A 22,051-nucleotide genomic window follows, 5' to 3' on the forward strand; every position below is an offset into this window, starting at 1 on the left:
CTAGCCTCCGTAACTGATGACCAGCCCGTGGGTCAGGCGGGCCCAGCCATCGAGCAGCACAAACAGCAGCAGCTTGAAGGGCAGCGAGATGGTCATGGGGGAGACCATCATCATCCCCATCGCCAGCAAGATGTTGGAGATGATGAGGTCGATGGCGATAAAGGGCAGGTAGATCAGAAAGCCGATTTCGAAGGCGCGGCTCAGCTCGCTCACGGTAAAGGCGGGCAGCAGGATCAGCAGGCTGTCTGGCTCCAGCCGGTCGGCATATTTGCTGGGCCAGAGTTGCTTGGTGCTGTCGATAAAGAAGGCGTGCTCCCGCGGTTTGATCTGCTTTTTCAAAAAGTCGCGGTAGGGGGCAATCCCCTCATCGAGGAACTTTTCCACAGATTCGGATTTGGCCAGCGACACCTCGTTCTGGCGCAGGTAATCCAGGGTGGCAAAGCCGACCGGCGCCATCACATAAATGCTGAGAATGATCGCCAGCCCGTACATCGCCATGTTGGGGGGGATCTGCTGCACCCCGAGGGCGTTGCGCAGCAGCGAGAAGACCACCGCCAGCTTGACGAAGGAGGTGGCCATCACGGCGATAAAGGGGAGCAGGGCCAGCAGTGCCAGCCCGACGATAAGGTTTAGCTCGTCTGGCAACTGGATCATGACTGTGACTCGTTGTCGAGGCGTTCGACCCGTACACCCAGGCGACCCTGGATCTCCACCAGTCGGCCCACTCCCAGCGAATGGCCGTTGCTGATGATGCGCACTTCGCCATCGAGGGGTGTGCCAAGATCGATCAGGGCGCCCGGTTGCAGGCTGGTGAGAGTGTGCCAGTCCAGCGTCTGGCGGCCCACTTCAAAGCTCACCTGGATCGGCAGTTGCTCCAGCTCGGTCGGGCCGAAGGGGTCAGCGGGTTTAGCGTTGTGCATGGCAGTCAATTCCAGATGTTGTTGATGGGGTTGGCAGTAGGCAAAGGGGCGACCCTCCACACAGATCAGCAGTTGCTGGCCGAGCTGCGGATGGGGCGGCGGCAGCAGCACATCGCCGATGGCGAGAGTGGCGAGCTCATCCATGGTCAGCCCCATCTCGCCCCACTGCAGGGAGAGGGTGAGGGGCAACGGCAGCCGCTGCTGCTGTGGTCGTGGTGGCAACTTGCTCAGCAGAGGCTCGGGCTGCGGCAGCCAGAGAGCGAGACTTGCCCCCTCCCGTTGCAACAGCAGTTGCAGGGCGGGCTCATCGGTCTGAACGTTCCTCTCCGGTTGGGTCAGCGCCGAGCAGCTGAGGCCACCGAGGGGTTGTCCCAGCCGTTCGATCAACGCCAGTTGCAGTGGCTCGGGCAGACTGAACAGTGCCGCCTGTTGTAGAACTGGTGCGAGCCAGTGCGCCAGCTCTGCGCCGTTGCACAACAGCGGCAAAGAGAGCCCCTGCCACTGCAGTTGCAGCCGGGTATCGAGTGTCGCAGGCGGCAAACCGATGGCGAGGAGAAGCTCGCCGCCACTCCAGCTAAAGTGCTGGCGGTATTGGCTCAGGGTCTGCTGTAAAGTCAACTCCGCCAGCGAGGCGGAGGTGAGGGCAATCGGTGTCATGCGTCGGCATCCCACTCTTCGTAGATGGATCGTTTATGGCGCGAGCCCTGTTCACTGTCGGGCTGGCCGAAGAGATCGAGGGCGACCCGCTCGCCGGGATAGAGCCGTTGCAGGCGGTCGACCAGATCGCTGCGCCCCTGATTGAGCAGCAGCTCACCTTGCGCCGTGGCGAGGATCTCGATCTGCAGCTCGCCATGGTGGTGAGCGATGCGAATGGAGAGATCGCCCAGCTGTGGCAATGTCAGGCGCAGAAGCGGCGGACGCTCCGGGCGGCCCAGCTCCTGATAGATATCCACCGCCAGTCGCTCCAGCAGCTGACCCAGTTCCCGATTACTTTCGGCAGGTGCCAGCCGTGCGAGCTGCAGATCCCCTGGGGTTTTCACCTGTGGGGGGATCGGTTGACCACTGGCTTCGGGTATCTCGTCGTTCAGAGTGAGCGCATTGAAGTCAGTGTCGCTGTTGGAGACCTTTTGTTCGGCGAATTCGAAGACTTGGGCAAGAGAGGCTTCACCTTGTTGAAGGGTGGCTTGATCTGAGCTCAGCGGCAGCGCCATACCGGCTGCGATCCCGATTGTTTGTAGATCATGTTGTCGCGAGCCACTCTCTTTTTGCTCGGGGTGGTGCAATGGCTCTTTCATCAAAGAGGGTATCGCTGACAGAGCGCTCTCTGGTGCCCAATCTCCAGCTCCCTCGAGGAGGGGGCGAGGGGCCGGTGTATTCAACATTGATGAAGGCACTGAACAGGCGTTTTCCGGGGCGGGTAGCGCCACATCTCTGGTTCCGCCCTCGTGCACGTTGTCTTGTGCATCCCGCACTTGCTGCGATCTTTTGCTCTCGATTTCCTTCTGGTCACGTTCGGTCACCTCCGGGAAGGTGGATAAACCGGATGCCTTTCTTGTGATGAGCTGTTGTGTCTGTAAATGCTTTGGCTGGCTGTGAGAAGCAGCAATATCAGACTGCCGGACCGTATCGGTTGCCTGTTTTTTTTGCTGCTGCGTCTGTAATAGTTGCTGAGGCCGAGGCTCCTGGGTCTTGCTCTGGCCATTCGCCCTGTGCTTGTCGGGTGCCTTTTGATCCGATTCAAGCCGCATTGCCTGCTCGAAACGCTGCTGTTGCGACCGATTGGCTTCAGCCATCTGGGTATCGCCCCGGGCTGTCACTGTGCCCTGTATCGGGAGGATTCGGTTCATGACTCGTTACATCCTGATCTGCTGGCGGAACTCTTCCTGTTCCTGCTCTTCGTTGTAGTCACGCAGGGCTTGCTGTGAGGCCTGCTCCTGACGGTGTAGTTCGGCAAATTTCTGTTGCTGCTGGCGGGCCCGGTGTACCGCCTGCTGGCGCTCCTGCAAGCGGATGCGCTCTTCGGCGACCCGCTCGGCCTGCTCGGCGGCAGTTTGTTCAAGCTGGGCCTCTTTCTCCCGCAGCAGCGCCACTTGCTGTTGCCACGCCTTGAGCCCCTTGCGATCGAGTTGCTCCGCCTGACAGATGGCAAATAGCCGCTCTTCTTCGGCAAGGCGCCACTGGCGATAGTCGAGACTCTCCTGCTCCGCTTCGCGCTGGCGGACGCCGGCGAGTTGCACCCGAGCCTGCTGGGCGGTGAGCTGCTGCTCGGCCCGATCCAGCCGCAGGTCTTTTATTCGTTGCAGGCGGCCAATCATCGGGTCAGCGCCTCCAGAGTCGAGAGGGCTTCCGGCAGTGAGCTGGGTTCATGAGTGCCTTGCCTGAGCCACTGGCGAATAGTCTCGATGCGGGCGATCGCCTCGTCGGCCACCTTGTCCTGCCCTTTCTGGTATTCGCCTATCTGCAGCAACAGCTCCACCTCTTCATATTTCGCCAGCCAGCTGCGCAGTCGACCGGCCTGAGCCTGATGCTCGGGCTCGATGATCTGGTTCATCACCCGGCTGGCGGAGCGCAGCACGTCGATGGCCGGGTAGTGGTTGGCCGCCGCCAGTTTGCGCGACAGTATGATGTGGCCATCGAGGATGGATCGGGTCTCGTCGGCGACCGGCTCTGTCATGTCATCCCCCTCTACCAGCACGGTATAGAGGGCAGTGATGGAGCCCTTGTCTGACTGACCGGCCCGCTCCATCAAGCGGGGCAGGGCGGCAAACACCGACGGCGGATAGCCCCGTCGGGTTGGTGGCTCGCCAGCGGCCAGACCAATCTCCCGCTGGGCACGGGCAAAGCGGGTGACGGAGTCCATCAGCAGCAGTACCCGCTTGCCTTGATCTCGGAAATACTCGGCGATGGAGGTGGCGACAAAGCCCGCCTTGGCCCGCTCCATGGCGGGACGATCCGAGGTGGCCACCACCAGCACAGCCTTCTTGAGTCCCTCTTCACCCAGGTCTGCTTCGATAAATTCGCGTACCTCACGGCCTCGCTCACCGATCAGCGCCAGCACGGTGACATCTACCTCGGCGCTGCGAATAAGCGACGCCAGCAGGGTGCTCTTGCCACCACCGGCGGCCGCAAAGATCCCCATCCGTTGCCCCTCACCGCAGGTGAGCAGGCCGTCGATGGCGCGAATACCGAGCGAAATGGGCTCGGCGATGCGCTTGCGGCTCATGGGAGCGGGCGCATCCCGATAGACCGGGTACCAGGCCTCGGGCTCCGGCAGATGGCCACCGCCAAAGGGGTTGCCGAGGCCATCGAGCACCTGACCGAGCAGATGCTCGCCGACCCCGACCTGATGCATGGCGCCGGTCGGGCTCACCTCGGTGTTGGAGGAGATGCCAAACATTTCGCCAAGGGGGGTGAGCAGGGCCTGATGCTGGGCAAAGCCGATCACCTCTGCCTGCAGGGAGAGAGTGTTGTCAGGGTTGCGCAGATGGCAGAGCTCGCCGATCCGCACCCCGGGGACGACCGCCTTGAGCAGGGTGCCAGTCACCTGGGTGACCCGGCCACGGATCTGGATCAGGCGGCACTCGTCGATGGCATGACGAAGCTGGCCGGGAATGTGGTCGAGGGAGAGGGTCATAACAATCTGCGCCATTGAAACTGGTGGCCACTATAGGGGATGGGGGGCTACGGGGATTTCAGCGCGAGTCGGGACTTTTTAGAAAACCGTTGTGGGCGGGCTAAAAATTCACGGCCGATTTTGGCATAGGGAGGCGAGGGCGATTTTTATAATGCCATCCTCGTCAATCCATTCGTCACGGGAGTTTCCATGGCCATTATCCAGAGCAACCCCTATGCCCCTGCCGCCCAGCCCGAGCTGCGCGGAGCAGAGGTCGCATCCCGTCAGGCTCCCCTGCAGGGTGGGCAATTTCAGGGGGAGCGGGTCGTGCTGGCCAGTGCCGCCCAGTCGCTGGCCGATGCCGCCGAAGAGCTCACCTTTGTCTTTTCCGAGCGCGCTGAGCTTTCGCTCGCCAAGCGCAAGCTGAGTGACAGCCACGCCCGCATCAGCGAGATAGAGGCGCTGGTGGGGGACTACCTCGACAAGGTGCCGGAGCTGGAGCGCCAGCAGAAGATCAAGGAGATGGTGAGCCACCTCGGCAGCGGTCGGCTGGCCAACCTCTCCCAGCTGCTGGCCTACCTCGAGAGCTATTCGGGGGAGGTGAGCGAGCAGTTCGAGGCGCTCTGTCAGGCGCGCAAGGCCCTCGCCGGACGACCGGAGATGCAGGGCACCCTGGCGCTGGTGGAGCAGGCGCTGGCCAAGCTGGCGGACGAGCAGGGCAGTGCCATCGTGCTGGGGGCGCGCATTACCGGCCCCGCGGCCGAAGCGGCCAAAGCGGGCGTGGGAGCCGAGCAGGATCTACGGGATCTCTATCGCGATGCGGTGCAGGACTACCGTGCCCTTTCTGCCGCCTGGCGCGATATTCACAGCCGCTTTGGCAACGGTGCGCTGGAGAAGGTGACCGGTTTCATGATGAAGGCCCTGAGCGCCGATCTCGACAGCCAGCAGCGTTGGCTCGATCCGGTCAAGCTGGAGCGGGTGATGAGCGACATGCACAAGCTGCGGCTGCTCAACACTCTCTCGGCGCAAGTGGACGAGCTGTGGCAACGGGTGAAGGAGGGCTCGGCCCATGGCATACGGGCCTTCTGATCTGATGGGCGATCTGATCGCCCTGGTGGAGAAACGCTGGGCCAGCGTGCGGGATGTGGAGCAGGTCGGTGTGGCTCTTGAGCTGTCAGAGTGTCGCCAGCAGGTGCTGCTCTATCAAGAGCTCAAGCGGCTGATCCGCCTGCTGCCGGTGGAGCTGTTCAGTGAGGAGGAGCAGCGCCAGAACCTGTTGCAGTGCTGTCAGGGGGCGCTCGATAACGCCATCGAGCGGGAAGAGGATGAGTTGTCTGGAGAGTCGTCATGAACTGGATTGAACCCCTGCTGGTGCAGTTTTGCCAGGATCTGGGCATCACCATAGGGGATAACCCTCATTCGCTGATCCAGCTTGAACTGGAGCAGAGCGGCACTCTGCAACTGGAGCGCCATCAGGGGCAACTGACCCTCTGGTTGGCCCGCGCCGTGCCATGGCATCAGAGTGGCGAGGCGATCCGCCGCGCCATGACCTTGACTGCCGCTGTGCAAGGGCCGGCACTGCCGGTGCGCAGCGGCTGGTTGGGGGAGGATCAGCTTATCCTCTTCGTCACCCTGGATGAGCGGGCCGTGACTCAGCCCCAGCTCCATCAGGCAGTGACCACCCTGACCCGGCTGCAGCGAGAGGTGCTGGCGTCATGAGCCGGATCACTGCCGCGCATATCGGGATCGAGCAGCTTAGCGCCATCTCTCTTGACGATCAGGAGCGCAGCCTGCCGGGGCGTTATGCCCTGTTGCCCGATGGCCAGTCCATAGAACCCCATATCAGCCGCCTCTACCCCGAGCGGCTGGCGGATCGGGCGCTGCTCGATTTCGCCACCCCGGATCGCGGCTTTCACGACTTGCTGCGGCCTGTTGATTTCAATCCGGCGATGCAGGGGCTGCGCAGTGTGCTGGCAGAAGGGCAGAGCCCCGAGTTGCGAGCGGCCGCTGCGCTGCTCGAACAGATGCACGCCGATGAACAACTGATGCAGATGACCCTTCATCTGCTGCACAAGGTATGACCATGGTGCTTACGTCACAGCAGCAGGATGCGCTGCTGCTCACCGGCTGGTTGCAACTGCAATATGGCCACCCTGACAAGGCGTGTGTCCTGCTGGCCGCCCTGCTGCAGATCCACCCCGACCATCAGGGAGGGCGACGGACCCTGCTGGTGGCCCTGCTCAAACAGGGGGAGGGGGAGGCGGCGCTGGCCCATGTCGATCAGCTGATGCTGCAAGGGGAGGCCGACGGCCCGCTCTGGCTCTGCCGCAGCCGGGCCTGCCAGTTGGCAGGGCGGCTGGATGAAGCCCGTTTTGCCTATCAACAATACCTCGAACTGGAAGAGCAGAATGAATCAACGCTCCCTTGAGTTGCTGCGCCGGATAGGCGAGCGCAAGGACATCATGCTGGCGATCCTGCTGCTGGCCATCGTCTTTATGATGGTCCTGCCGCTGCCGCCGGTGGCCCTCGATATCCTGATTGCCATCAACATGACCATCTCGGTGGTACTGCTGATGATGGCGGTTTATATCAATTCGCCGCTGCAGTTCTCCGCCTTTCCGGCGGTGCTGCTGATCACCACCCTGTTCCGGCTTGCCTTGTCGGTGAGTACCACCCGGATGATCCTGCTGCAGGCCGATGCGGGGCAGATCGTCTACACCTTCGGCAACTTCGTGGTGGGGGGCAATCTGGTGGTGGGGATCGTCATCTTCCTCATCATCACCATCGTCCAGTTTCTGGTGATCACCAAGGGCTCGGAGCGGGTCGCCGAGGTGAGTGCCCGCTTCTCCCTCGATGCCATGCCGGGCAAGCAGATGAGTATCGACGGTGACATGCGCGCCGGGGTGATCGACGTGCACGAGGCGCGGGATCGCCGCGGGGTCATCGAGAAGGAGAGCCAGATGTTCGGCTCCATGGATGGCGCCATGAAGTTTGTGAAGGGGGACGCCATCGCGGGCCTCATCATCATCTTCGTCAACATCCTAGGTGGCGTCACCATCGGGGTGACCCAGAAGGGGTTGTCCGCCGCCGATGCGCTGCAGCTCTACTCCATCCTGACGGTGGGTGATGGCATGGTCTCCCAGGTGCCGGCACTGCTGATCGCCATCACTGCGGGGATCATCGTGACCCGGGTCTCCTCCGAGGAGTCCTCCGATCTGGGGACCGATATCGGTGCCCAGGTGGTGGCCCAGCCCAAGGCGCTGCTGATCGGCGGTCTGCTGCTGGTGCTGTTTGGATTGATCCCGGGCTTCCCGATGATCACCTTCTTTGCGCTGGCGGCCATCGTCACTGCGGGCGGTTACTTTATCGGCTTGCGACAACGTAAGGCGCAGAGCAGCAACAGCCAGGATCTTCCTGCCGTGCTGGCGCAGGGGGCCGGGGCCCCGGCTGCCCGCAGCAAGCCAAAACCGGGCAGCAAGCCGCGGGGCAAGCTGGGGGAGAAGGAGGAGTTTGCCATGACGGTGCCGCTCCTGATCGATGTGGATGCTGCTTTGCAGGCCGAGCTGGAGGCGATTGCCCTCAACGACGAACTGGTGCGGGTGCGCCGCGCCCTCTATCTCGATCTCGGGGTCCCTTTCCCGGGTATTCACCTGCGTTTCAACGAGGGGATGGGGCCCGGCGAATACCTGATCCAGCTGCAGGAAGTACCGGTCGCCCGCGGTCTGCTGCGACCGGGCCATCAGCTGGTGCAGGAGAGCGCCTCCCAGCTCGATCTGCTGGGGATCCCCTACGAAGAGGGGGCGCCGTTACTGCCGGGACAACCGACTTTGTGGGTCGCTAATGAACATCAGGAGCGGCTGGAGAAGTCACGGCTGGCCACCCTCACCACCGATCAGGTGGTGACCTGGCATCTATCCCATGTGCTGCGGGAATATGCCGAGGACTTTATCGGCATTCAGGAGACCCGCTACCTGCTGGAGCAGATGGAGGGGAGCTATGGCGAGCTGGTCAAGGAGGCGCAACGCATCATCCCGCTGCAGCGAATGACCGAAATTTTGCAGCGGCTGGTGGGGGAGGATATCTCCATCCGCAACATGCGCGCCATCCTCGAGGCGATGGTGGAGTGGGGCCAGAAAGAGAAGGATGTGGTGCAGCTCACCGAGTACATCCGTAGCAGCCTCAAGCGTTACATCTGCTACAAGTACGCCAACGGCAACAACATCTTGCCTGCCTATCTGCTCGATCAGCAGGTGGAGGAGCAGATCCGCGGCGGCATTCGCCAGACCAGTGCGGGCAGTTACTTGGCGCTCGATCCCACCATTACCCAGAGCTTCCTCGATCAGGTGCGCCATACCGTCGGTGATCTGGCCCAGATGCAGAACAAGCCGGTGCTGATTGTCTCCATGGATATCCGCCGCTATGTGCGCAAGCTCATTGAAGGGGATTATCACGCCCTGCCGGTGCTCTCCTATCAGGAGCTGACCCAGCAGATCAATATCCAGCCCCTCGGGAGGGTCTGCCTGTGAGCGGGAACCCGTTAACCTCTGACCCCCTGATCCCCTGGCTGCAAGCCAGGGGTGTGGCGGTGGTACCTCACCATCTGGGGGCAACCCCCATCCAGCTCGGCCACGCTTTCTGCTATCGCCAAATTTATCTCGCCTGGCGCTTTGATCCTGCAACCCGACGGGTCTGGATCCTGCTGGTGCGCCGAGAGGGGGAGTGGGCTGGACTGGCCAATCCCTTTGCCGCCCTCTATCTGCTGGCCGAAGCCACTCTGGCTGTACTCGGTCCGGGCCATTTCCTCTACGGCAACGTCGATGTCTTTCGCGGCAGTAGCCTGAGCGGTGAGCGGCTCGGGCGCTTCTACCTGCGCTGGACGGGAGCCTGCGAACCCGAGCCCGGCTGGTTCATGCTGGCCGCCGAGCAGGTGTGTTCCCTGCGAGATATGCGAAAACGACAAAAGCACGGCCTTGCGTGACAGGCATGTCCAAAAGGGCCTCATAGAATAGGAGCCAAGATGAAACAACCGCGTTTTGCCGACCATAGCGAGACCATTTCGCAGGCAGAGCAGGCCATTGCCGACAGCGATCACCGCAACGCTCTGTTGCAAGAGATGCTGGCTGGCCTCGCTCTCTCGGATCAGACCTGTCAGCTGCTATTCGATGCGCCGACCGAGCAAGTGGCCGTGGCCGAGCAGGAGTTGCTGGCTGAGATCCAGCGCAGGCAGGCGTTACTGCCGGCACAGCCGGGAGAGGGCCGCAAGAGTCGCCGTCCCACCATGATGCGCGGACTGATGATTTAAGGAGTCGTGATGAGCACTATCCCTGACTACAACACCAACCCTGGCGCATTCGTCGGTTGGCTTGATGGACAAGCGCTGGACGCATTGCCGGGCAATAAAAACCCCAAGTTGGCCGAACTGGTCGAGCTGCTCAAGGGCAAGATCACCATCAGCACTGATCTGCCGACACCACTGACCAAGGAGCAGTTGGAGAAGTTGCTGGCTGCCTATCTGACGGATCCCGCCTCGATCAACGGAGTCTGGGCGCAGGGCCAGTTCCGTGGGGGGCAAGATGCGGCCATTGCCGCCATCAAGGGGATGATCGAGCGGGGAGAAAAACAAACCCCGCCAGTCACCCACTGGACCGTCCCTGAATTTATGCTGCTCTCCCTCAGTGCGCTGACCATGGATCGCATCGATGACGATCTCATCACGACTTTTACCGGGGTGATGGCGTTTCAGGACAACCAGCGTAAAGGGTTGCGGGACGAGCTGGCAGAGATGACAGCTGAGCTGAAGATCTACGGGGTGATCCAGTCCGAGATCAACAAGGTGCTCTCTGCGGCATCCAGCCAGACCTTCAACACCAATTTCAATCTGCTGGATTACAAGCTCTATGGCTATCAGTCTCTGGCCGAATTTATGGATGGGTCAGAGTTCAAACTGTTGTCAAAAATGTTTACCGATGGGGCGGTGCAAAAAGCACAGCAAGATTTCACCAACGCTAAAAATGAGCTGGAAAAAGTAACGTCTGCCAGCCTCGACCCCAAAACGCTGGGTGAGGCCAAGGCCGATTATGAGCGTAAAAAAGCCAATTTTGAGAAGATCGTAGCCACGCAGGTCATCACAGTTAAAACGTTCCTCGAAAGTGATCAAAAGAAGAGCGGCGCGATGAAAAATATCGAAGCCAGCTACAGCTATGACAAGGACAACAACAAGCTTGGCAACTTCTCCACCAGTGTGAGCGACCGTTCTCGCCCGCTCAACGATCAGGTCAGTGAAAAGACCACCCGCCTCAACGACGTCAGCTCGCGCTACAACGCCGCCATCGAGGCACTCAACCGCTTTATCCAGAAATACGACAGCATCATGCGCGACATTCTTGGCGCAATTTGAGGAGAGATCATGCAGACCGACACCACCCTGACCCCGGAATATGAAGCAGAGCTGGAAGCCTTTATGGCTGACGGTGGCACCCTGGCCATGCTGCAGGATATCTCGGGGGACACCCTGGAGCAGCTCTATGCCCTGGCCTTTGGCCAGTATCAGGCTGGCAAGTGGGAGGATGCTCACAAGATCTTCCAGGCCCTCTGCATGCTGGATCACTACGAGCCGCGTTATTTCCTCGGGCTGGGTGCCTGCCGTCAGGCGATGGGGGAGTTTGAAACGGCGGTTCAGAGCTACAGCTTTGGCGCCATGCTCGACCTGAACGATCCCCGTTTCCCGTTTCATGCTGCCGAGTGCCGGCTGCAACAAGGTGATTTGAACGGGGCCGAGAGTGGCTTCCACTCGGCCCGACTGCTGGCGGACACAGATCCCCGGCAGGCAGACCTGGCGGCAAGCGCCAAGGTCATGTTGGAAGCCATCGCAATCAGAAGGGATCTGCAAGATGAACCCGATCAGCAATGAAAGACAGGTTTCCCCGCTGGGAAACACTGGTGATGTTGCGGGCCTGGCGCCCGTAACCCAACCTCGCAGTGAAACACGGCTCGATGCCGCAACGGTGCAAGTCACCGGTCAGGCCCGCAAGTCAGGGGTCTCGCTAAACGCACCACTGGCGGTAAGCAATAGCCAGGTCAGTGCGCAGCAACTTGGTGAAATTGGCAAGTTGGTGGCTTTGGTGAAAGAGAACACCCGCTTGATTCTGCCGCACACCTCCGGGTTGGTGACCGCAGCCTTTACCTCGCCCGAAGCGTTCGAGATTGAGCTGGGCAAGCTCACCAGCGATCTGGAGAAGACCCAGACCAAGCTGAAGCTTGATGATATCCGGCAAGCTCGCACGCTGAACGAGAAGAAGATCGGCGAGAACCAGGCGAAGATCAAAGAGGCAGAAGAGAGTGCCCAGGAGGCCAAGAAGGCCGGTATCTTTGGCAAGATTTTTGGCTGGCTCAGTGCCATCGCCTCGCTGGTGATCGGTGCCATCATGGTGGCAACCGGGATTGGTGCTGCCGCCGGTGCCCTGATGATCGCGGCCGGCGTCGTTGGTGTGGTCAATATGGCCGTGCAGCAGGCCGCCGCTGATGGCCTTATCTCCAAGGAGGTGATGGAGAAGCTGGGGCCAGCCCTGATGGGGATAGAGATTGCGTTGGCAGTGATTTCAGCCGCAGTCAGTTTCGGCGCGACCATTGGTGGTGCGATTGCCAAACTGGGCGCCAAGATTGGTGGCAAGGTCGCGGATGTTACCGCCAAAATCGCTGCCAAGGCGGGTGAAGTGGCCGCCAAATTTGGTGCCAAAGCAACCGTTGAGGCGGTGAAGGTGAGTGACAAGGTGCAGAAAGTGGCCAAACTGGCCATCCAGGGTGCCGATATCCTCATTGATGTGAGCAGTGGCGTGGCCAAAACGGTCCAGTCGGCGAAAGAGTCCGAGTCGCTCGATGCTCAGGCTGATCTTGCCTTGAGCAAGAGCGAGATGACCGAGTTGCAAGGGGTTATCGACAAGCTCAAGGAGGCGATAGCCCAGATGCTCGAAGCGTTCCAGCAGACCATGGAGATGATCTTCCAGATGATCAATGCCAAGGGCGACATGATGAACAACCTGGCCCGCAGACCTGCCGCTATCTAAGGAGTTCCGACCATGATTAACAGTGATTATGCAAATGGTGTGACCCGTACCGCCCCGCTGACCGAGGTGCAAGCCGGTGAGGCGCAGCAGGTTCGCAGTGCGGCCACGGCCCATGAGGCTGCCGTTTCGACTCGCCCGCAAGGGTCAGAGAACAAGAGCGTTCCTACTCTGCCACGCCCATCCATCCCCTTTGATACTAAAGGGGTGACCCAGATGGTTGCGCAGCTGGACAGTGCGATGGATATGATGTCCTTGCTGTTCAAGCTGGCCCGCCAGGCTCGTGAAGAGGGGTTGCAGGTTCGGGACATCGAAAACAAGCTGGTCATCAGTAGCCAGCATGCACAGGTTGACGAGATGCGCCACGGCGCCAAGCTGATGATCGCTATGGCGGTGGTCTCCGGCGTGATGGCGGGGTTCTCTGCCATTATGGGTGGGATCAGCCTGGGCAAGGGCGCCAAGGCTATCAAGCAGCAACAATCCCTTGATGGCAAGATTGCCGGTCGCGATGCCTTGATTGACGCCAAGGTTGATAGCTTGAGCAAGCAGGGCCAACAGGTTGACCGTGCTGATGTGGGCAAAGTCTGGAAACAGGATCAAGTTGCAGACAGTAACGCGAAGCAGTTGTTGGACAAGAAATTTGACCGCAATACCCAGCGTGGTCAGGTGTTCAACAGCGTAACCCAGTCTGTGGGGCAAATGAGTAACTCTGCGGTGCAGGTGGCGCAGGGTGACAGCCAGGCCAATGCGAAAGAAGACGAGGTCGAGGCGACCATCAGTCAGACCGAGAAGCAGAAGGCCGAGGACAATATGTCCTTCAATGCCAACTTTATGAAAGATCTGCTGCAACTGATGCAGCAGTATTCCCAGAGCCAGAATCAGGCCTGGAAAGCGGCATTCGGCGTTGCATAAACGTCATGGCAATCAAGGCGCCCACTGGGGCGCCTTTTTGTTTTCCGGCCATTTTTCTTAAAAGTGCCGCCCTTGAGTGACAGCCTGCATGGCGGTGGCAGGCTAACATGCCTTCCTCTCTGCTGGAGGAAATCATGGATGTAACTGTCATCATCAATCGACTGCTCGCTGAATTTGCCACCAAATATGGTTTGCCATCTCTGGCTCTGAATCAGGAGGGGGTTGCGGCGCTCTGCTTTGACGAGCAGTTGCAACTCAGCCTGATCCTGGTGCCGGAGCGGGATCAGCTGGTGTTGCAGGCTGACGTGGCCGAGCTGCATCAGGTGGGCGAGGGGATTTTCCGTCAATTGGCCAGCTTCAATCGTCACTGGTATCAGTTCAATCTTCACTTCGGCTTCGATGAAGAGAGTCTGACGGTGCAACTCTATCGCCAGATGGCGGCAAGCCGGTTGACCCTGGCGCACCTTGAAGAGAGTCTCGCCAGCATGCTGGAGCATGCCGAGTTCTGGCAGGAGTTGCTGCAACCCGGTACTCGGGAGGCAGGCAGCAGTGATCAGGTGATGGGAGTGCGGGTATAACCATGAAGATTCAGGAATCACAAGGTGCGCTGGCCCTGCATGGGGCAGAGGCGGGCAAGGTAGGGGCATTTGCAGGCAGAACCGTGAGTGCCCGGTCAGCCAGTGCGAGCCAGGTTCCCCTATCGGCACTGCTGCGACGCTCCATTACCCTCAATCAGGTCCAGGAGCTGGCGCTGCAGCGACTGCAGCAGGGTGAGCACACACCGCTGAGTGAGCGGCGGATCCGAGTGTTATGAGAGGTCTGCTGGCACTGATGTTGTCGGCCATGCTGGCCGGTTGTGTCACCACCCCGGAGCTGAAGCCATCGCAACAGCAACTCAAGGGCGAGGTGCATTTCCCGCAAGCCTTGCCACGTCCGGCGACAGTGGAGGTGGCTGTGCTCAGCATGATCGGGGGGCGTCCGTTGCAAGTGGCAGCCACCCGTTATGAGGTGACCATGCTGCCATTGCTGTTTGATCTGCGTTTGACCCCTCTGCAACTGGCGGAAGGGGAGATCTATCTGCGTGCCCGCTTGCGATTTATGGATGGCACCGCGGTACAGGCTATGAGTCAGCAGAAAGTTTTTAAGATTTTTAATGACAAAAAAATGGTTATTCAATTGCAGCCAAAAGCTTGTTATCCACAATGTCAGTAATGATTGTGTTTAAATAAAAAGCCTCAAATCAATCATTTATTAATTTGTCAGTTAAGATTGAAGGTTTCTTTTTGTAACGAAGTATCTTTTGCTGTAAGCACACCATTAAGTATGAGTCGTCGCACTGGATAAATAGTGTGTTAGCTCTAATTTTAGGCTGGTTTTTCTGCTTGTGACTGTTGTAGGATCCCCCCTCATTTCAATGGTGATTAATTTTTGAATTCACCAGCGAATGACTTGATTACAAAATAATAAATAAAAATAACAGCAATAATAAAGCACCCGAGAGCGACCCGCTTCCGGAGGTGTTACTGGTACTACACGCAGATTCAGGAAAATAAAACATGAAGGGCATTACTACCACAGAGAAGGGCGATATGGCCCTGCTCCAGTGGTGCATGTCTGCTTTTAACGTTATCGAACATCCGCAAGAGGGAATTTATATTCTCCTGGAAGGATCGATGAAGTGGCAGGACTGTACCGATACCTATGAATTATCCCCCAACGAACTTCTGTTCGTGCGCCGTGGCAACTACGCGGTCTGTACCGGTGACGGCCCCTGCTGCCTGCTTTGGCTACCTCTGTCAAACTCCTTTTTGCAAGGCTTCTTGCAACGTTTTGGTTCACTATTGAGTGAAGTCCCCCGGCTGGAGGGGATGGCCCCCACGCTGTTGCCGTTTCACTCATCCCCCTTGCTGACCCAATGTATTCAGGGGCTGCGCGGGTTGACCGAACATGAACATCCCCCCGCACTTGCCCAATTACGCACCGAAGAGTTGTTGTTTCTGCTCGCGTTTGGCGAACAGGGGCCTCAACTGATGTCTATTTTGCGCCAGCTGAGCAATCGCCAGGTCGAGCGGTTGCAACAGTTTATGGAAAAGCACTATCTGATGGAGTGGAAGCTCAGCGAATTCGCCAAAGAGTTCGGTATGGGATTGACCACTTTCAAGGAGCTGTTTGGCTCGATATATGGTGTTTCTCCACGAGCCTGGATCAGTGAAAGGCGGATCCTTTTCGCTCATCAGTTATTACTCAATAGTGAAATGAGCATCGTCGATATTGCGATGGAGGCCGGTTTCTCCAGCCAATCCTATTTTACCCAGAGTTATCGTCGTCGTTTTGGCTGTACGCCAAGCCGTGCCCGACACGGCACAGATTAACGCCGGACTAAAATAATCTGACGTTTTTTATAAGCCGCGGAGCGAGGCAATGGATAGAATAGCCAGCATATCGAAACATCATTCCATTATTGCCCGCAGCAAGATGAGCAAGGCATAGCATGAGTCAGCAAGATCACCATTCACCTAACCAGGGCCTGTTTGCAGGTCGTCGGGTTACCGTTGTCCAGCCAGATACCCTGAGTCGGGATCGTCTGGTCGGCCAGCTGTCCGTGCTCCGTTATCAGGATGCCGGCGTGATCACCTCGCAGCAGATGGCCCTGTTGCAACGACTGTTGCCAAGAACCCGACTGGAGAGTCTGTTGGGCTCCATCTGGTTTCAGCGCCGTCTCGATGCCGCGCTGGCCGTCTCGCGTGAGGAGCTGCAACAGATCTTGCGGCTGGCAGGCAGTGAGCGTTGTGACTGGATGCAGCAGCTGGGGGATCGCATCAATCTGGCGGATCGTCCCTTGCTGTGGCACTGGGTGCTCTATCCCTTGCACCGCTGGTGGGTTCAGCGTCTTGAACCACTTTACGGCGCCTGGCTTAACGAACTGGAGCAGTTGCAGGTGATGCGCCGCCAGCTCAATGCCCAGGCTGTGTTCTGGCAGACCGTGGTCGATGTACCGGCGGATCTGGAGAGCCGGATCGCCGATCAGCTTGAGCAGTTGAACCAGCGCGAGCAGGAGCTCACCCGACTGCAGACTGATTGTGAGACACGTCTCCAGCTGGCTTGGCCTGCCTGGTATGCGCAAACGAGCAAGGAGGGGGACCCGGTTCACCTGATGCCGGTACCGCTCGAGCTCGGCACATTCTGGCATGCCCTGCAGGCTCTGCCCCATCAGGACGAGGCAGCCCTAACCCTGCATGAGTGGCTGGCCGGCCGGGGCATTGCCCTGGGTCAGGATCAATTCTACTGGCAGCCTCCTGCGCCCTAGATAGCCCGAGGAACTATGCAAACGCTACTGAATCGATTGGCCGCAAACCTTGGCCAAGGGCCTTTTATTGCCGACGCACAGGGAAAGTACCATCTGCGGATCGATGGTTATCCCCTCTTTCTGACCCCCAGAAACGGTGAATTGCTGCTGAGTACCCCGCTTGCAAGCAGCCAGAGGAATGATGATGAGGCCCATGATCCGGCGCTGCTAAAGCGTCTGTTGCAACAGGTGGTGGCCTGGGGCCGTCATGCCCCCCATGCCCTGGTACTGGACGATCTTGGCAATTTGCAGCTGGAGGCGCGGCTCGCGCTGGAGTGGCTCGATGAGGCGCTGCTGGCGGAGCGCCTGAGCCAGCACATCGCCCTGCTGGAGCGCTTGGAACCCCAATTGACCGAGGCCGCCTTGGCCCCCCAATGGAGACAGATGATATGGCACCCTTGAGTGTGCAACCCCTGCTGCGTCCCCTGTTGTGGATCTGCCTCGCCGTGATGGCGTGGCAGCGTCCCGCCATGGCACAGGAGCTGGACTGGGTGCCCATGCCTTACAGCTATGTGGCTGAAGGGGAGAGTCTGCGCGACGTGCTGGTCAACTTCGGTGCCAACTACGAGGTCTCGGTGGTGGTCAGCGACAAGGTCAACGATCAGGTCAACGGTCAGTTTGAGCATGACGAGCCGCTCGCCTTTTTGCAGCAGCTCTCCTCCCTCTACAACCTGGTCTGGTACTACGACGGCAATGTGCTCTACGTCTTCAAGAACAGCGAAGTGCAGTCCCGTCTCATCAATCTTGAGCAGACTGGCGCTGCAGAACTCAAGCAGGCGCTGCAACGAGCCGGGATCTGGGAGCCCCGCTTTGGCTGGCGCCCCGATGCGGATAACCGGCTGGTCTATGTCTCCGGCCCGCCCCGTTACCTTGAACTGATCGAGCAGACCGCGCTGGCACTGGAGCAACAATCCCAGCTGCGCAGCGAGAAGACCGGGCCGCTGGCCATCGAGATCTTCCCCCTCAAGTACGCCTCGGCTACAGATCGCTCCATCCAGTACCGCGATACCGATGTGGCGGCTCCTGGTGTGGCGACCATTCTGGCCAAGCTGCTGAGCGATGCTGGCGTGCAGATGGTCAACGGCGAGGGTAGCAAGGCCGCGACGGCCACCTCCGGTCAGGCCATCGTGCAGGCCGATCCTTCCCTCAATGCGGTGATCGTGCGCGATGCTCCGGAGCGGATGGCGATGTACGGCAAGCTGATCGCCGCGCTCGACAAACCGGCTGCCCGCATTGAGGTGGCGCTCTCCATCATCGACATCAATGCCGAGGATCTCTCCCAGCTGGGGGTGGATTGGCGAGTGGGGATCCGCACCGGTTCCAACCAGCAAGTGATTATCAAGACCACCGGCGATCGCAAAGGGATCGAAGGGGGGGCCGCGCTCGGCAGTCTGGTGGATTCGAAAGGACTCGACTATCTGCTGGCCCGGGTCAACTTGCTGGAAAACGAAGGCAATGCCCAGGTGGTCTCCCGCCCGACCTTGCTGACCCAGGAGAACACCCAGGCGGTGATCGACCACAGCGAAACCTATTACGTGAAGATCAGCGGTGAGCGGGTGGCCGAGCTACAGGGGATCACTTACGGCACCATGTTGCGGATGACGCCCCGGGTGATCCAGATGGGTGACAGACCCGAGATCAGCCTGAGCCTCCACATCGAGGATGGCAACCAGAAACCCAACAGTGCGGGGGCCGATGGCATTCCTACCATCAGTCGCACCGTAGTCGATACCATCGCCCGGGTCGGCCACGGCCAGAGCCTGCTGATAGGCGGTATCTACCGCGACGAGATGAGCGAGAACCTGAGCAAGGTGCCCTTCCTTGGTGACATCCCTTATCTGGGGGCACTGTTCCGTAGCAAGGACACCCAGACCCGTCGTTCGGTGCGGCTCTTTATCATCGAGCCTCGTCTGATTGATGACGGTATTGCCCACTATCTGGCCCTCGGCAATGGTCAGGATCTGCGAGCCGGGGTGCTCGGGGCTGATGAGATCTCCAATCAGAGTCTCTCCCTTGGCAAGGTGCTGGGGGGCGCGCAATGCCAGCCGCTGGCTGCAGCCCGTGACGTGCAGCAACTGCTGCGTCAGGGGGGCAAGAGCTCGTCCCTCACTCAGTGCCGGATGGGCAATGAGTTGGGGTGGCGTCTGGTCGAAATGAACAAGGATCAAAAATGTACACCGGCCGCCAGCTGGTGTGTGCAGGCGGGCAATGAGGGCGCGACCCGATGAGCTGGAAGTGCCGCGTATATCGCGGGCTCAACCGCGGGGTAGAAGTTCCTCTGCCGGAGGGGCGTCTGGTCATCGGTTCCGATCCCCTCAAGGCTGATCTGGTGCTGGTGGATGAGGGGATGGCCCCCGAGCATCTGGTACTGCTGGTGAATGGGGAAGGGATCACCCTGCAAGCCTGGGCGGACGGTATTACCCCGACTCAGGACGGTGTCGCCCTGACCGCGGGAGAGACGCTCAGGGCGGGAACACGCCTGGAGGCAGGCCCGCTGCTCTGGAGCTTCTGTGACAACAGTCGTTCGCTACCCGAACAGCTGGAGGCACTGGCGGCGGTGGTTGCTCCTTCTCGTGCGCCGCGGCGGCGGGCAGCGGGCGCCGATGTCTGGATGGGGGCCCTCTGCCTGAGTCTGGTGGTCGCCGTGGTCTTGCTGCTCGGCACGGGCTGGTGGCATGGCGCCGACGAGAACGAATCCACCCGCAGTGAGCAGGCATTGAAGCGCTTTCTGGCCGCACCAAACTATCGTCAGGTGGTGCTGAACAGCAGTGATCCCGAGCTGTGGCAACTCTCGGGTTACGTCGATGAGAACAGCGCGCGTCTTGCCTTGCAGCAGTATCTCGATAGCAAGGGTTTCAACTACCGGCTGGAGCTGCGCACCATGGAAGATCTGCGGCAGGGGGCCGGCTTTATCTTGCAGAAGCTGGGTTATGAACAACTGCAGATCCGCAATGGCAAGGAGCCCGGCTGGCTCAAGCTCAGCGGTGAAATTCAGGGGCAGGATAGCAAATGGAGCACCATTGAATCTCTGCTCAAGCAGGAGGTGCCCGGCCTGCTGGGGGTTGAAAATCAGGTACAGATTGCCGGGGCCTATCGCAAGCGTCTCGATGCCTTGCTGCAGGAGCAGGGGCTGGCTGGTGCATTGCGGGTGCGTGAGGCGAGTGGGCGACTCGAACTCTCCGGCCAGCTGGATGAGCGCCAACTTGGCCAGTTTCAGCAGGTCAATCAGCAGTTTCGCCGGGAGTTCGGTACACACCCGACGCTGGAGCTGATCAATCAGACCAGAACGCCGCGTCAGGATGAGCTGGAGTTCGACGTGCGCAGCGTCTCGTTTGGCCGGGTGCCTTATGTGGTACTGGCAGACAACCAGCGCTATCCGGTTGGGGGCGCAACCTCCAGCGGGGTGCGGGTGCTGGCTATTCGCCCCGATGCGGTGGTGGTGAGCAAGGGCAAGCAGCAATACATCGTCAAATTAAAAGGAGCCGAGCGGCATGATGACCAGTTTGGAAGCGCGACTGTCCGGCGCTGATCCCGCCTTTGCTCGTGAGCTGCATGAGCAGCTTGTTCAGGCGCAGGGTGAAGTGAAACGGCAACTGCTGCGCGGGGGAACCCCGCAACAGTATCGGGAGTGGCAACAACAGGCCGACGCCATCGAGGCGGGGCTCACGATCATTGGCAAGATAAAGGAGCACAACCATGGCTGATTACTTTAAGTATGCAGACGGTACTACTAACACCCTCGATCAGGTGGCATCGAACCTCTCCGGGCAGGCCAATGATGCCAATACCGAGGTCAACAAGGCCATTGAGGCGATGAAAACCAATCCGGATAACCCGGCGCTGTTGGCCGAGCTGCAGCACAAGATCAACAAATGGTCGGTGATCTACAACATCAACTCCACCGTGACTCGGGCCATGAAAGACCTGATGCAGGGTATTTTGCAGAAGATTTGATGATGAACCCTGAACTCAAGCGACAACTGACCGAACTTGCGCTGGCTGGTACCGGCCATCATTGTCACCAGGAGGCGGCCACCATCGCCGACTGGCTGGCGGGGGCGCCGGAGATGACCGAGTGTGTAACGCTCATTCGCCTCTCCTCCCTGATGAACCGGGGGGATTACCAGGCTGCTTTGCAGCTTGGTGGCGAGCACTGCACACCGGATATCGAACCCTGGCTGGCCCTGTGCGAGTGGCGGCTCGGTCAGCAGGAGGCGCTGGTTGCACGATTGCTGCGACTGGAACAGAGCGGTCAGCCAGCCTTGCAACAGTTTGCCGCAGGCCTGCGCGAGCAGATGACCTCATGAAAATTGAAGGCAGCGACCAGCCGGGGGGAGAGCAGCCGCTGCGTCAGCCCCCCCCGCCCGAATCCATGGCCCAACGCCAGTTTGAACGACTGCTGGCCAAAGCCCCCGAGCCGGATCTGTTCGAACGCTGGCAACAGGGGGCCCCCCTTGAGGGTTTGCTGGCCGGTGTGACGCCAGTCGCCAAGCGTGAACTGCTCTGGCAGATCTACCAACAGGGCGACAAACCGGCGCCGGAGATTGGCAAGCAGCTGTTTGGCCCTGTTACCGACAAGCTGATCGCGCGTTTTGGCGAGCGCCAGTCGCCGGTGGTGGATGCCATCGATCTGCCGGAGTTGCGAGCAACCATGCGGGAGTTTGATCCTCTGGCGTCGCGGCGCGAGAAGGTGTTGCTGAACTTGTTGAGCGAGCTCAGGGACGGGCAGGGCGCCGTGCCCGCGGGACATCAATTCCTCGATGCACTGGCCCGGCGCGAGCTGATGACCCTGATCCCGCTCAACGGCATGGTCGACAATCTGATGCGCAATTCGCACAAACTTGATCTGGAGGCGTGATGGAAATTGCACAGTCTGCCCAGGCGGTGGTCACCAGCCTGGATGAGTTGAAAGCGGTGGATCTCTCCTCGCCCCATGTCGCCAGTTTTGAACAGGCGATGGGGAGCACATCCCAGGGGATGGGGAGCTCTCTGCTCGGGGAGCTGGGGGAGTTGAAGCAGCAGTTTGTCGAGGCCAAGCAGAGCCTGCAAGCCGAGCTGGCCACCCCGGGGGATGATCCCAACAGCCTGATGCAGATGCAGTGGTCGCTGATGCGGATCACCATGCAGGAGGAGCTGATTGCCAAGACAGTGGGCAAGATGAGCCAGAACGTAGAAACCCTGTTGAAGACCCAGTGAGGTA

General features: G+C 59.8%; 30 protein-coding genes. 25 read left to right on the top strand and 5 right to left on the bottom strand.

Annotation, left to right across the window (positions count from 1 at the left end):
* From ascR to ascN, 5 genes are read right to left on the bottom strand one after another with little or no spacing between them, the layout of a single operon-like run.
* Positions 1-654: a SctR family type III secretion system export apparatus subunit AscR gene (ascR, locus tag VF684_RS10965; RefSeq protein ID WP_376899973.1), complete on the bottom strand. Its 654-nt coding sequence runs from the start codon at positions 652-654 to the stop codon at positions 1-3.
* Positions 651-1,577 (bottom strand): type III secretion system cytoplasmic ring protein SctQ, encoded by a 927-nt coding sequence (sctQ, locus tag VF684_RS10970; RefSeq protein WP_376899975.1) that lies wholly within the window; start codon positions 1,575-1,577, stop codon positions 651-653. The genes ascR and sctQ overlap by 4 nt, the downstream gene beginning before the upstream one ends.
* Positions 1,574-2,767 carry a type III secretion system needle length determinant gene (locus VF684_RS10975; protein ID WP_440174219.1) on the bottom strand — a complete coding sequence of 398 codons (1,194 nt, stop codon included), beginning with the start codon at positions 2,765-2,767 and terminating at the stop codon, positions 1,574-1,576. The genes sctQ and VF684_RS10975 overlap by 4 nt, the downstream gene beginning before the upstream one ends.
* Before the next feature lie 6 nt (positions 2,768-2,773).
* On the bottom strand, positions 2,774-3,235 hold the full coding sequence (gene ascO, locus VF684_RS10980) for a type III secretion system central stalk protein AscO (protein ID WP_376899979.1): 462 nt from the start codon (positions 3,233-3,235) through the stop codon (positions 2,774-2,776).
* Entirely contained in the window at positions 3,232-4,554 is a 1,323-nt protein-coding gene (ascN, locus tag VF684_RS10985) for a SctN family type III secretion system ATPase AscN (RefSeq protein WP_005334580.1), read from the bottom strand. The genes ascO and ascN overlap by 4 nt, the downstream gene beginning before the upstream one ends.
* Positions 4,555-4,743: 189 nt before the next feature.
* Between ascN and aopN the strand changes: the two genes are divergently transcribed.
* The 25 genes from aopN to ascI all read left to right on the top strand — a co-directional run bounded on the left by aopN (position 4,744) and on the right by ascI (position 22,047).
* Positions 4,744-5,622, top strand: a complete 879-nt coding sequence (gene aopN / locus VF684_RS10990; protein WP_042054058.1) for a SctW family type III secretion system gatekeeper subunit AopN — start codon at positions 4,744-4,746, stop codon at positions 5,620-5,622.
* The gene (gene acr1 / locus VF684_RS10995) at positions 5,603-5,884 is read left to right on the top strand and encodes a type III secretion system gatekeeper subunit Acr1 (RefSeq protein WP_125609384.1); all 282 of its coding nucleotides are present in this window, start codon (positions 5,603-5,605) and stop codon (positions 5,882-5,884) included. The genes aopN and acr1 overlap by 20 nt, the downstream gene beginning before the upstream one ends.
* Positions 5,881-6,252 (top strand): SycN family type III secretion system chaperone Acr2, encoded by a 372-nt coding sequence (acr2, locus tag VF684_RS11000; RefSeq protein WP_139440108.1) that lies wholly within the window; start codon positions 5,881-5,883, stop codon positions 6,250-6,252. The genes acr1 and acr2 overlap by 4 nt, the downstream gene beginning before the upstream one ends.
* A complete protein-coding gene (ascX, locus tag VF684_RS11005) occupies positions 6,249-6,614 on the top strand; it encodes a type III secretion system protein AscX (protein ID WP_440174222.1) in 366 nt (121 codons plus the stop codon). Before acr2 ends, ascX begins: the two co-directional genes overlap by 4 nt.
* Positions 6,611-6,961 (top strand): type III secretion system chaperone AscY, encoded by a 351-nt coding sequence (ascY, locus tag VF684_RS11010; protein WP_153227440.1) that lies wholly within the window; start codon positions 6,611-6,613, stop codon positions 6,959-6,961. Before ascX ends, ascY begins: the two co-directional genes overlap by 4 nt.
* Entirely contained in the window at positions 6,894-9,059 is a 2,166-nt protein-coding gene (gene ascV, locus VF684_RS11015) for a SctV family type III secretion system export apparatus subunit AscV (protein WP_272868880.1), read from the top strand. Before ascY ends, ascV begins: the two co-directional genes overlap by 68 nt.
* Positions 9,056-9,511 carry an LcrR family type III secretion system chaperone gene (locus VF684_RS11020; RefSeq protein ID WP_139440110.1) on the top strand — a complete coding sequence of 152 codons (456 nt, stop codon included), beginning with the start codon at positions 9,056-9,058 and terminating at the stop codon, positions 9,509-9,511. The genes ascV and VF684_RS11020 overlap by 4 nt, the downstream gene beginning before the upstream one ends.
* Before the next feature lie 39 nt (positions 9,512-9,550).
* A complete protein-coding gene (acrG, locus tag VF684_RS11025) occupies positions 9,551-9,835 on the top strand; it encodes an LcrG family type III secretion system chaperone AcrG (protein ID WP_005334559.1) in 285 nt (94 codons plus the stop codon).
* Between the two features lie 9 nt (positions 9,836-9,844).
* On the top strand, positions 9,845-10,930 hold the full coding sequence (locus tag VF684_RS11030; protein WP_058058920.1) for a virulence-associated V antigen: 1,086 nt from the start codon (positions 9,845-9,847) through the stop codon (positions 10,928-10,930).
* Positions 10,931-10,939: 9 nt separating this feature from the next.
* The gene (acrH, locus tag VF684_RS11035) at positions 10,940-11,443 is read left to right on the top strand and encodes a SycD/LcrH family type III secretion system chaperone AcrH (protein WP_139430270.1); all 504 of its coding nucleotides are present in this window, start codon (positions 10,940-10,942) and stop codon (positions 11,441-11,443) included.
* Positions 11,424-12,596: a type III secretion system translocon subunit AopB gene (gene aopB / locus VF684_RS11040; protein WP_139440111.1), complete on the top strand. Its 1,173-nt coding sequence runs from the start codon at positions 11,424-11,426 to the stop codon at positions 12,594-12,596. The genes acrH and aopB overlap by 20 nt, the downstream gene beginning before the upstream one ends.
* Before the next feature lie 12 nt (positions 12,597-12,608).
* A complete protein-coding gene (gene aopD, locus VF684_RS11045; RefSeq protein ID WP_139440112.1) occupies positions 12,609-13,505 on the top strand; it encodes a type III secretion system translocon subunit AopD in 897 nt (298 codons plus the stop codon).
* Between the two features lie 134 nt (positions 13,506-13,639).
* Complete coding sequence (locus VF684_RS11050; RefSeq protein ID WP_139440113.1) at positions 13,640-14,083, top strand: type III secretion system chaperone; 444 nt, start codon at positions 13,640-13,642, stop codon at positions 14,081-14,083.
* 2 nt (positions 14,084-14,085) lie between these two features.
* Complete coding sequence (locus VF684_RS11055; RefSeq protein WP_005334547.1) at positions 14,086-14,319, top strand: T3SS regulon translocated regulator ExsE family protein; 234 nt, start codon at positions 14,086-14,088, stop codon at positions 14,317-14,319.
* A complete protein-coding gene (locus VF684_RS11060) occupies positions 14,316-14,717 on the top strand; it encodes a YscW family type III secretion system pilotin (RefSeq protein WP_124928885.1) in 402 nt (133 codons plus the stop codon). Before VF684_RS11055 ends, VF684_RS11060 begins: the two co-directional genes overlap by 4 nt.
* A 344-nt stretch (positions 14,718-15,061) precedes the next feature.
* A complete protein-coding gene (locus VF684_RS11065) occupies positions 15,062-15,877 on the top strand; it encodes a helix-turn-helix transcriptional regulator (RefSeq protein ID WP_021229949.1) in 816 nt (271 codons plus the stop codon).
* Positions 15,878-15,996: 119 nt separating this feature from the next.
* A complete protein-coding gene (gene exsD / locus VF684_RS11070) occupies positions 15,997-16,812 on the top strand; it encodes a type III secretion system negative regulator ExsD (RefSeq protein WP_376899985.1) in 816 nt (271 codons plus the stop codon).
* A gap of 15 nt (positions 16,813-16,827) precedes the next feature.
* On the top strand, positions 16,828-17,253 hold the full coding sequence (ascB, locus tag VF684_RS11075) for a YscB family type III secretion system chaperone AscB (RefSeq protein WP_376899987.1): 426 nt from the start codon (positions 16,828-16,830) through the stop codon (positions 17,251-17,253).
* Positions 17,226-19,079, top strand: a complete 1,854-nt coding sequence (gene ascC / locus VF684_RS11080; RefSeq protein ID WP_167555771.1) for a SctC family type III secretion system outer membrane ring subunit AscC — start codon at positions 17,226-17,228, stop codon at positions 19,077-19,079. The genes ascB and ascC overlap by 28 nt, the downstream gene beginning before the upstream one ends.
* On the top strand, positions 19,076-20,380 hold the full coding sequence (gene ascD, locus VF684_RS11085; protein ID WP_139440115.1) for a SctD family type III secretion system inner membrane ring subunit AscD: 1,305 nt from the start codon (positions 19,076-19,078) through the stop codon (positions 20,378-20,380). The genes ascC and ascD overlap by 4 nt, the downstream gene beginning before the upstream one ends.
* On the top strand, positions 20,343-20,555 hold the full coding sequence (locus tag VF684_RS11090; RefSeq protein WP_005334536.1) for an EscE/YscE/SsaE family type III secretion system needle protein co-chaperone: 213 nt from the start codon (positions 20,343-20,345) through the stop codon (positions 20,553-20,555). The genes ascD and VF684_RS11090 overlap by 38 nt, the downstream gene beginning before the upstream one ends.
* Positions 20,548-20,805 carry a type III secretion system needle filament protein AscF gene (ascF, locus tag VF684_RS11095; RefSeq protein ID WP_040065226.1) on the top strand — a complete coding sequence of 86 codons (258 nt, stop codon included), beginning with the start codon at positions 20,548-20,550 and terminating at the stop codon, positions 20,803-20,805. The genes VF684_RS11090 and ascF overlap by 8 nt, the downstream gene beginning before the upstream one ends.
* Positions 20,805-21,158, top strand: coding sequence for a YscG family type III secretion system chaperone (locus VF684_RS11100; RefSeq protein WP_139440116.1), 354 nt, complete (start codon positions 20,805-20,807; stop codon positions 21,156-21,158). The genes ascF and VF684_RS11100 overlap by 1 nt, the downstream gene beginning before the upstream one ends.
* The gene (locus VF684_RS11105; RefSeq protein ID WP_376899991.1) at positions 21,155-21,709 is read left to right on the top strand and encodes a YopR family T3SS polymerization control protein; all 555 of its coding nucleotides are present in this window, start codon (positions 21,155-21,157) and stop codon (positions 21,707-21,709) included. Before VF684_RS11100 ends, VF684_RS11105 begins: the two co-directional genes overlap by 4 nt.
* A complete protein-coding gene (gene ascI / locus VF684_RS11110; protein ID WP_005320806.1) occupies positions 21,709-22,047 on the top strand; it encodes a SctI family type III secretion system inner rod subunit AscI in 339 nt (112 codons plus the stop codon). Before VF684_RS11105 ends, ascI begins: the two co-directional genes overlap by 1 nt.
* The last annotated feature ends 4 nt before the right edge of the window (positions 22,048-22,051 follow it).

The organism is Aeromonas sp. Lyrl_2 (assembly GCF_051948815.1).
Taxonomy (GTDB): domain Bacteria; phylum Pseudomonadota; class Gammaproteobacteria; order Enterobacterales; family Aeromonadaceae; genus Aeromonas; species Aeromonas veronii.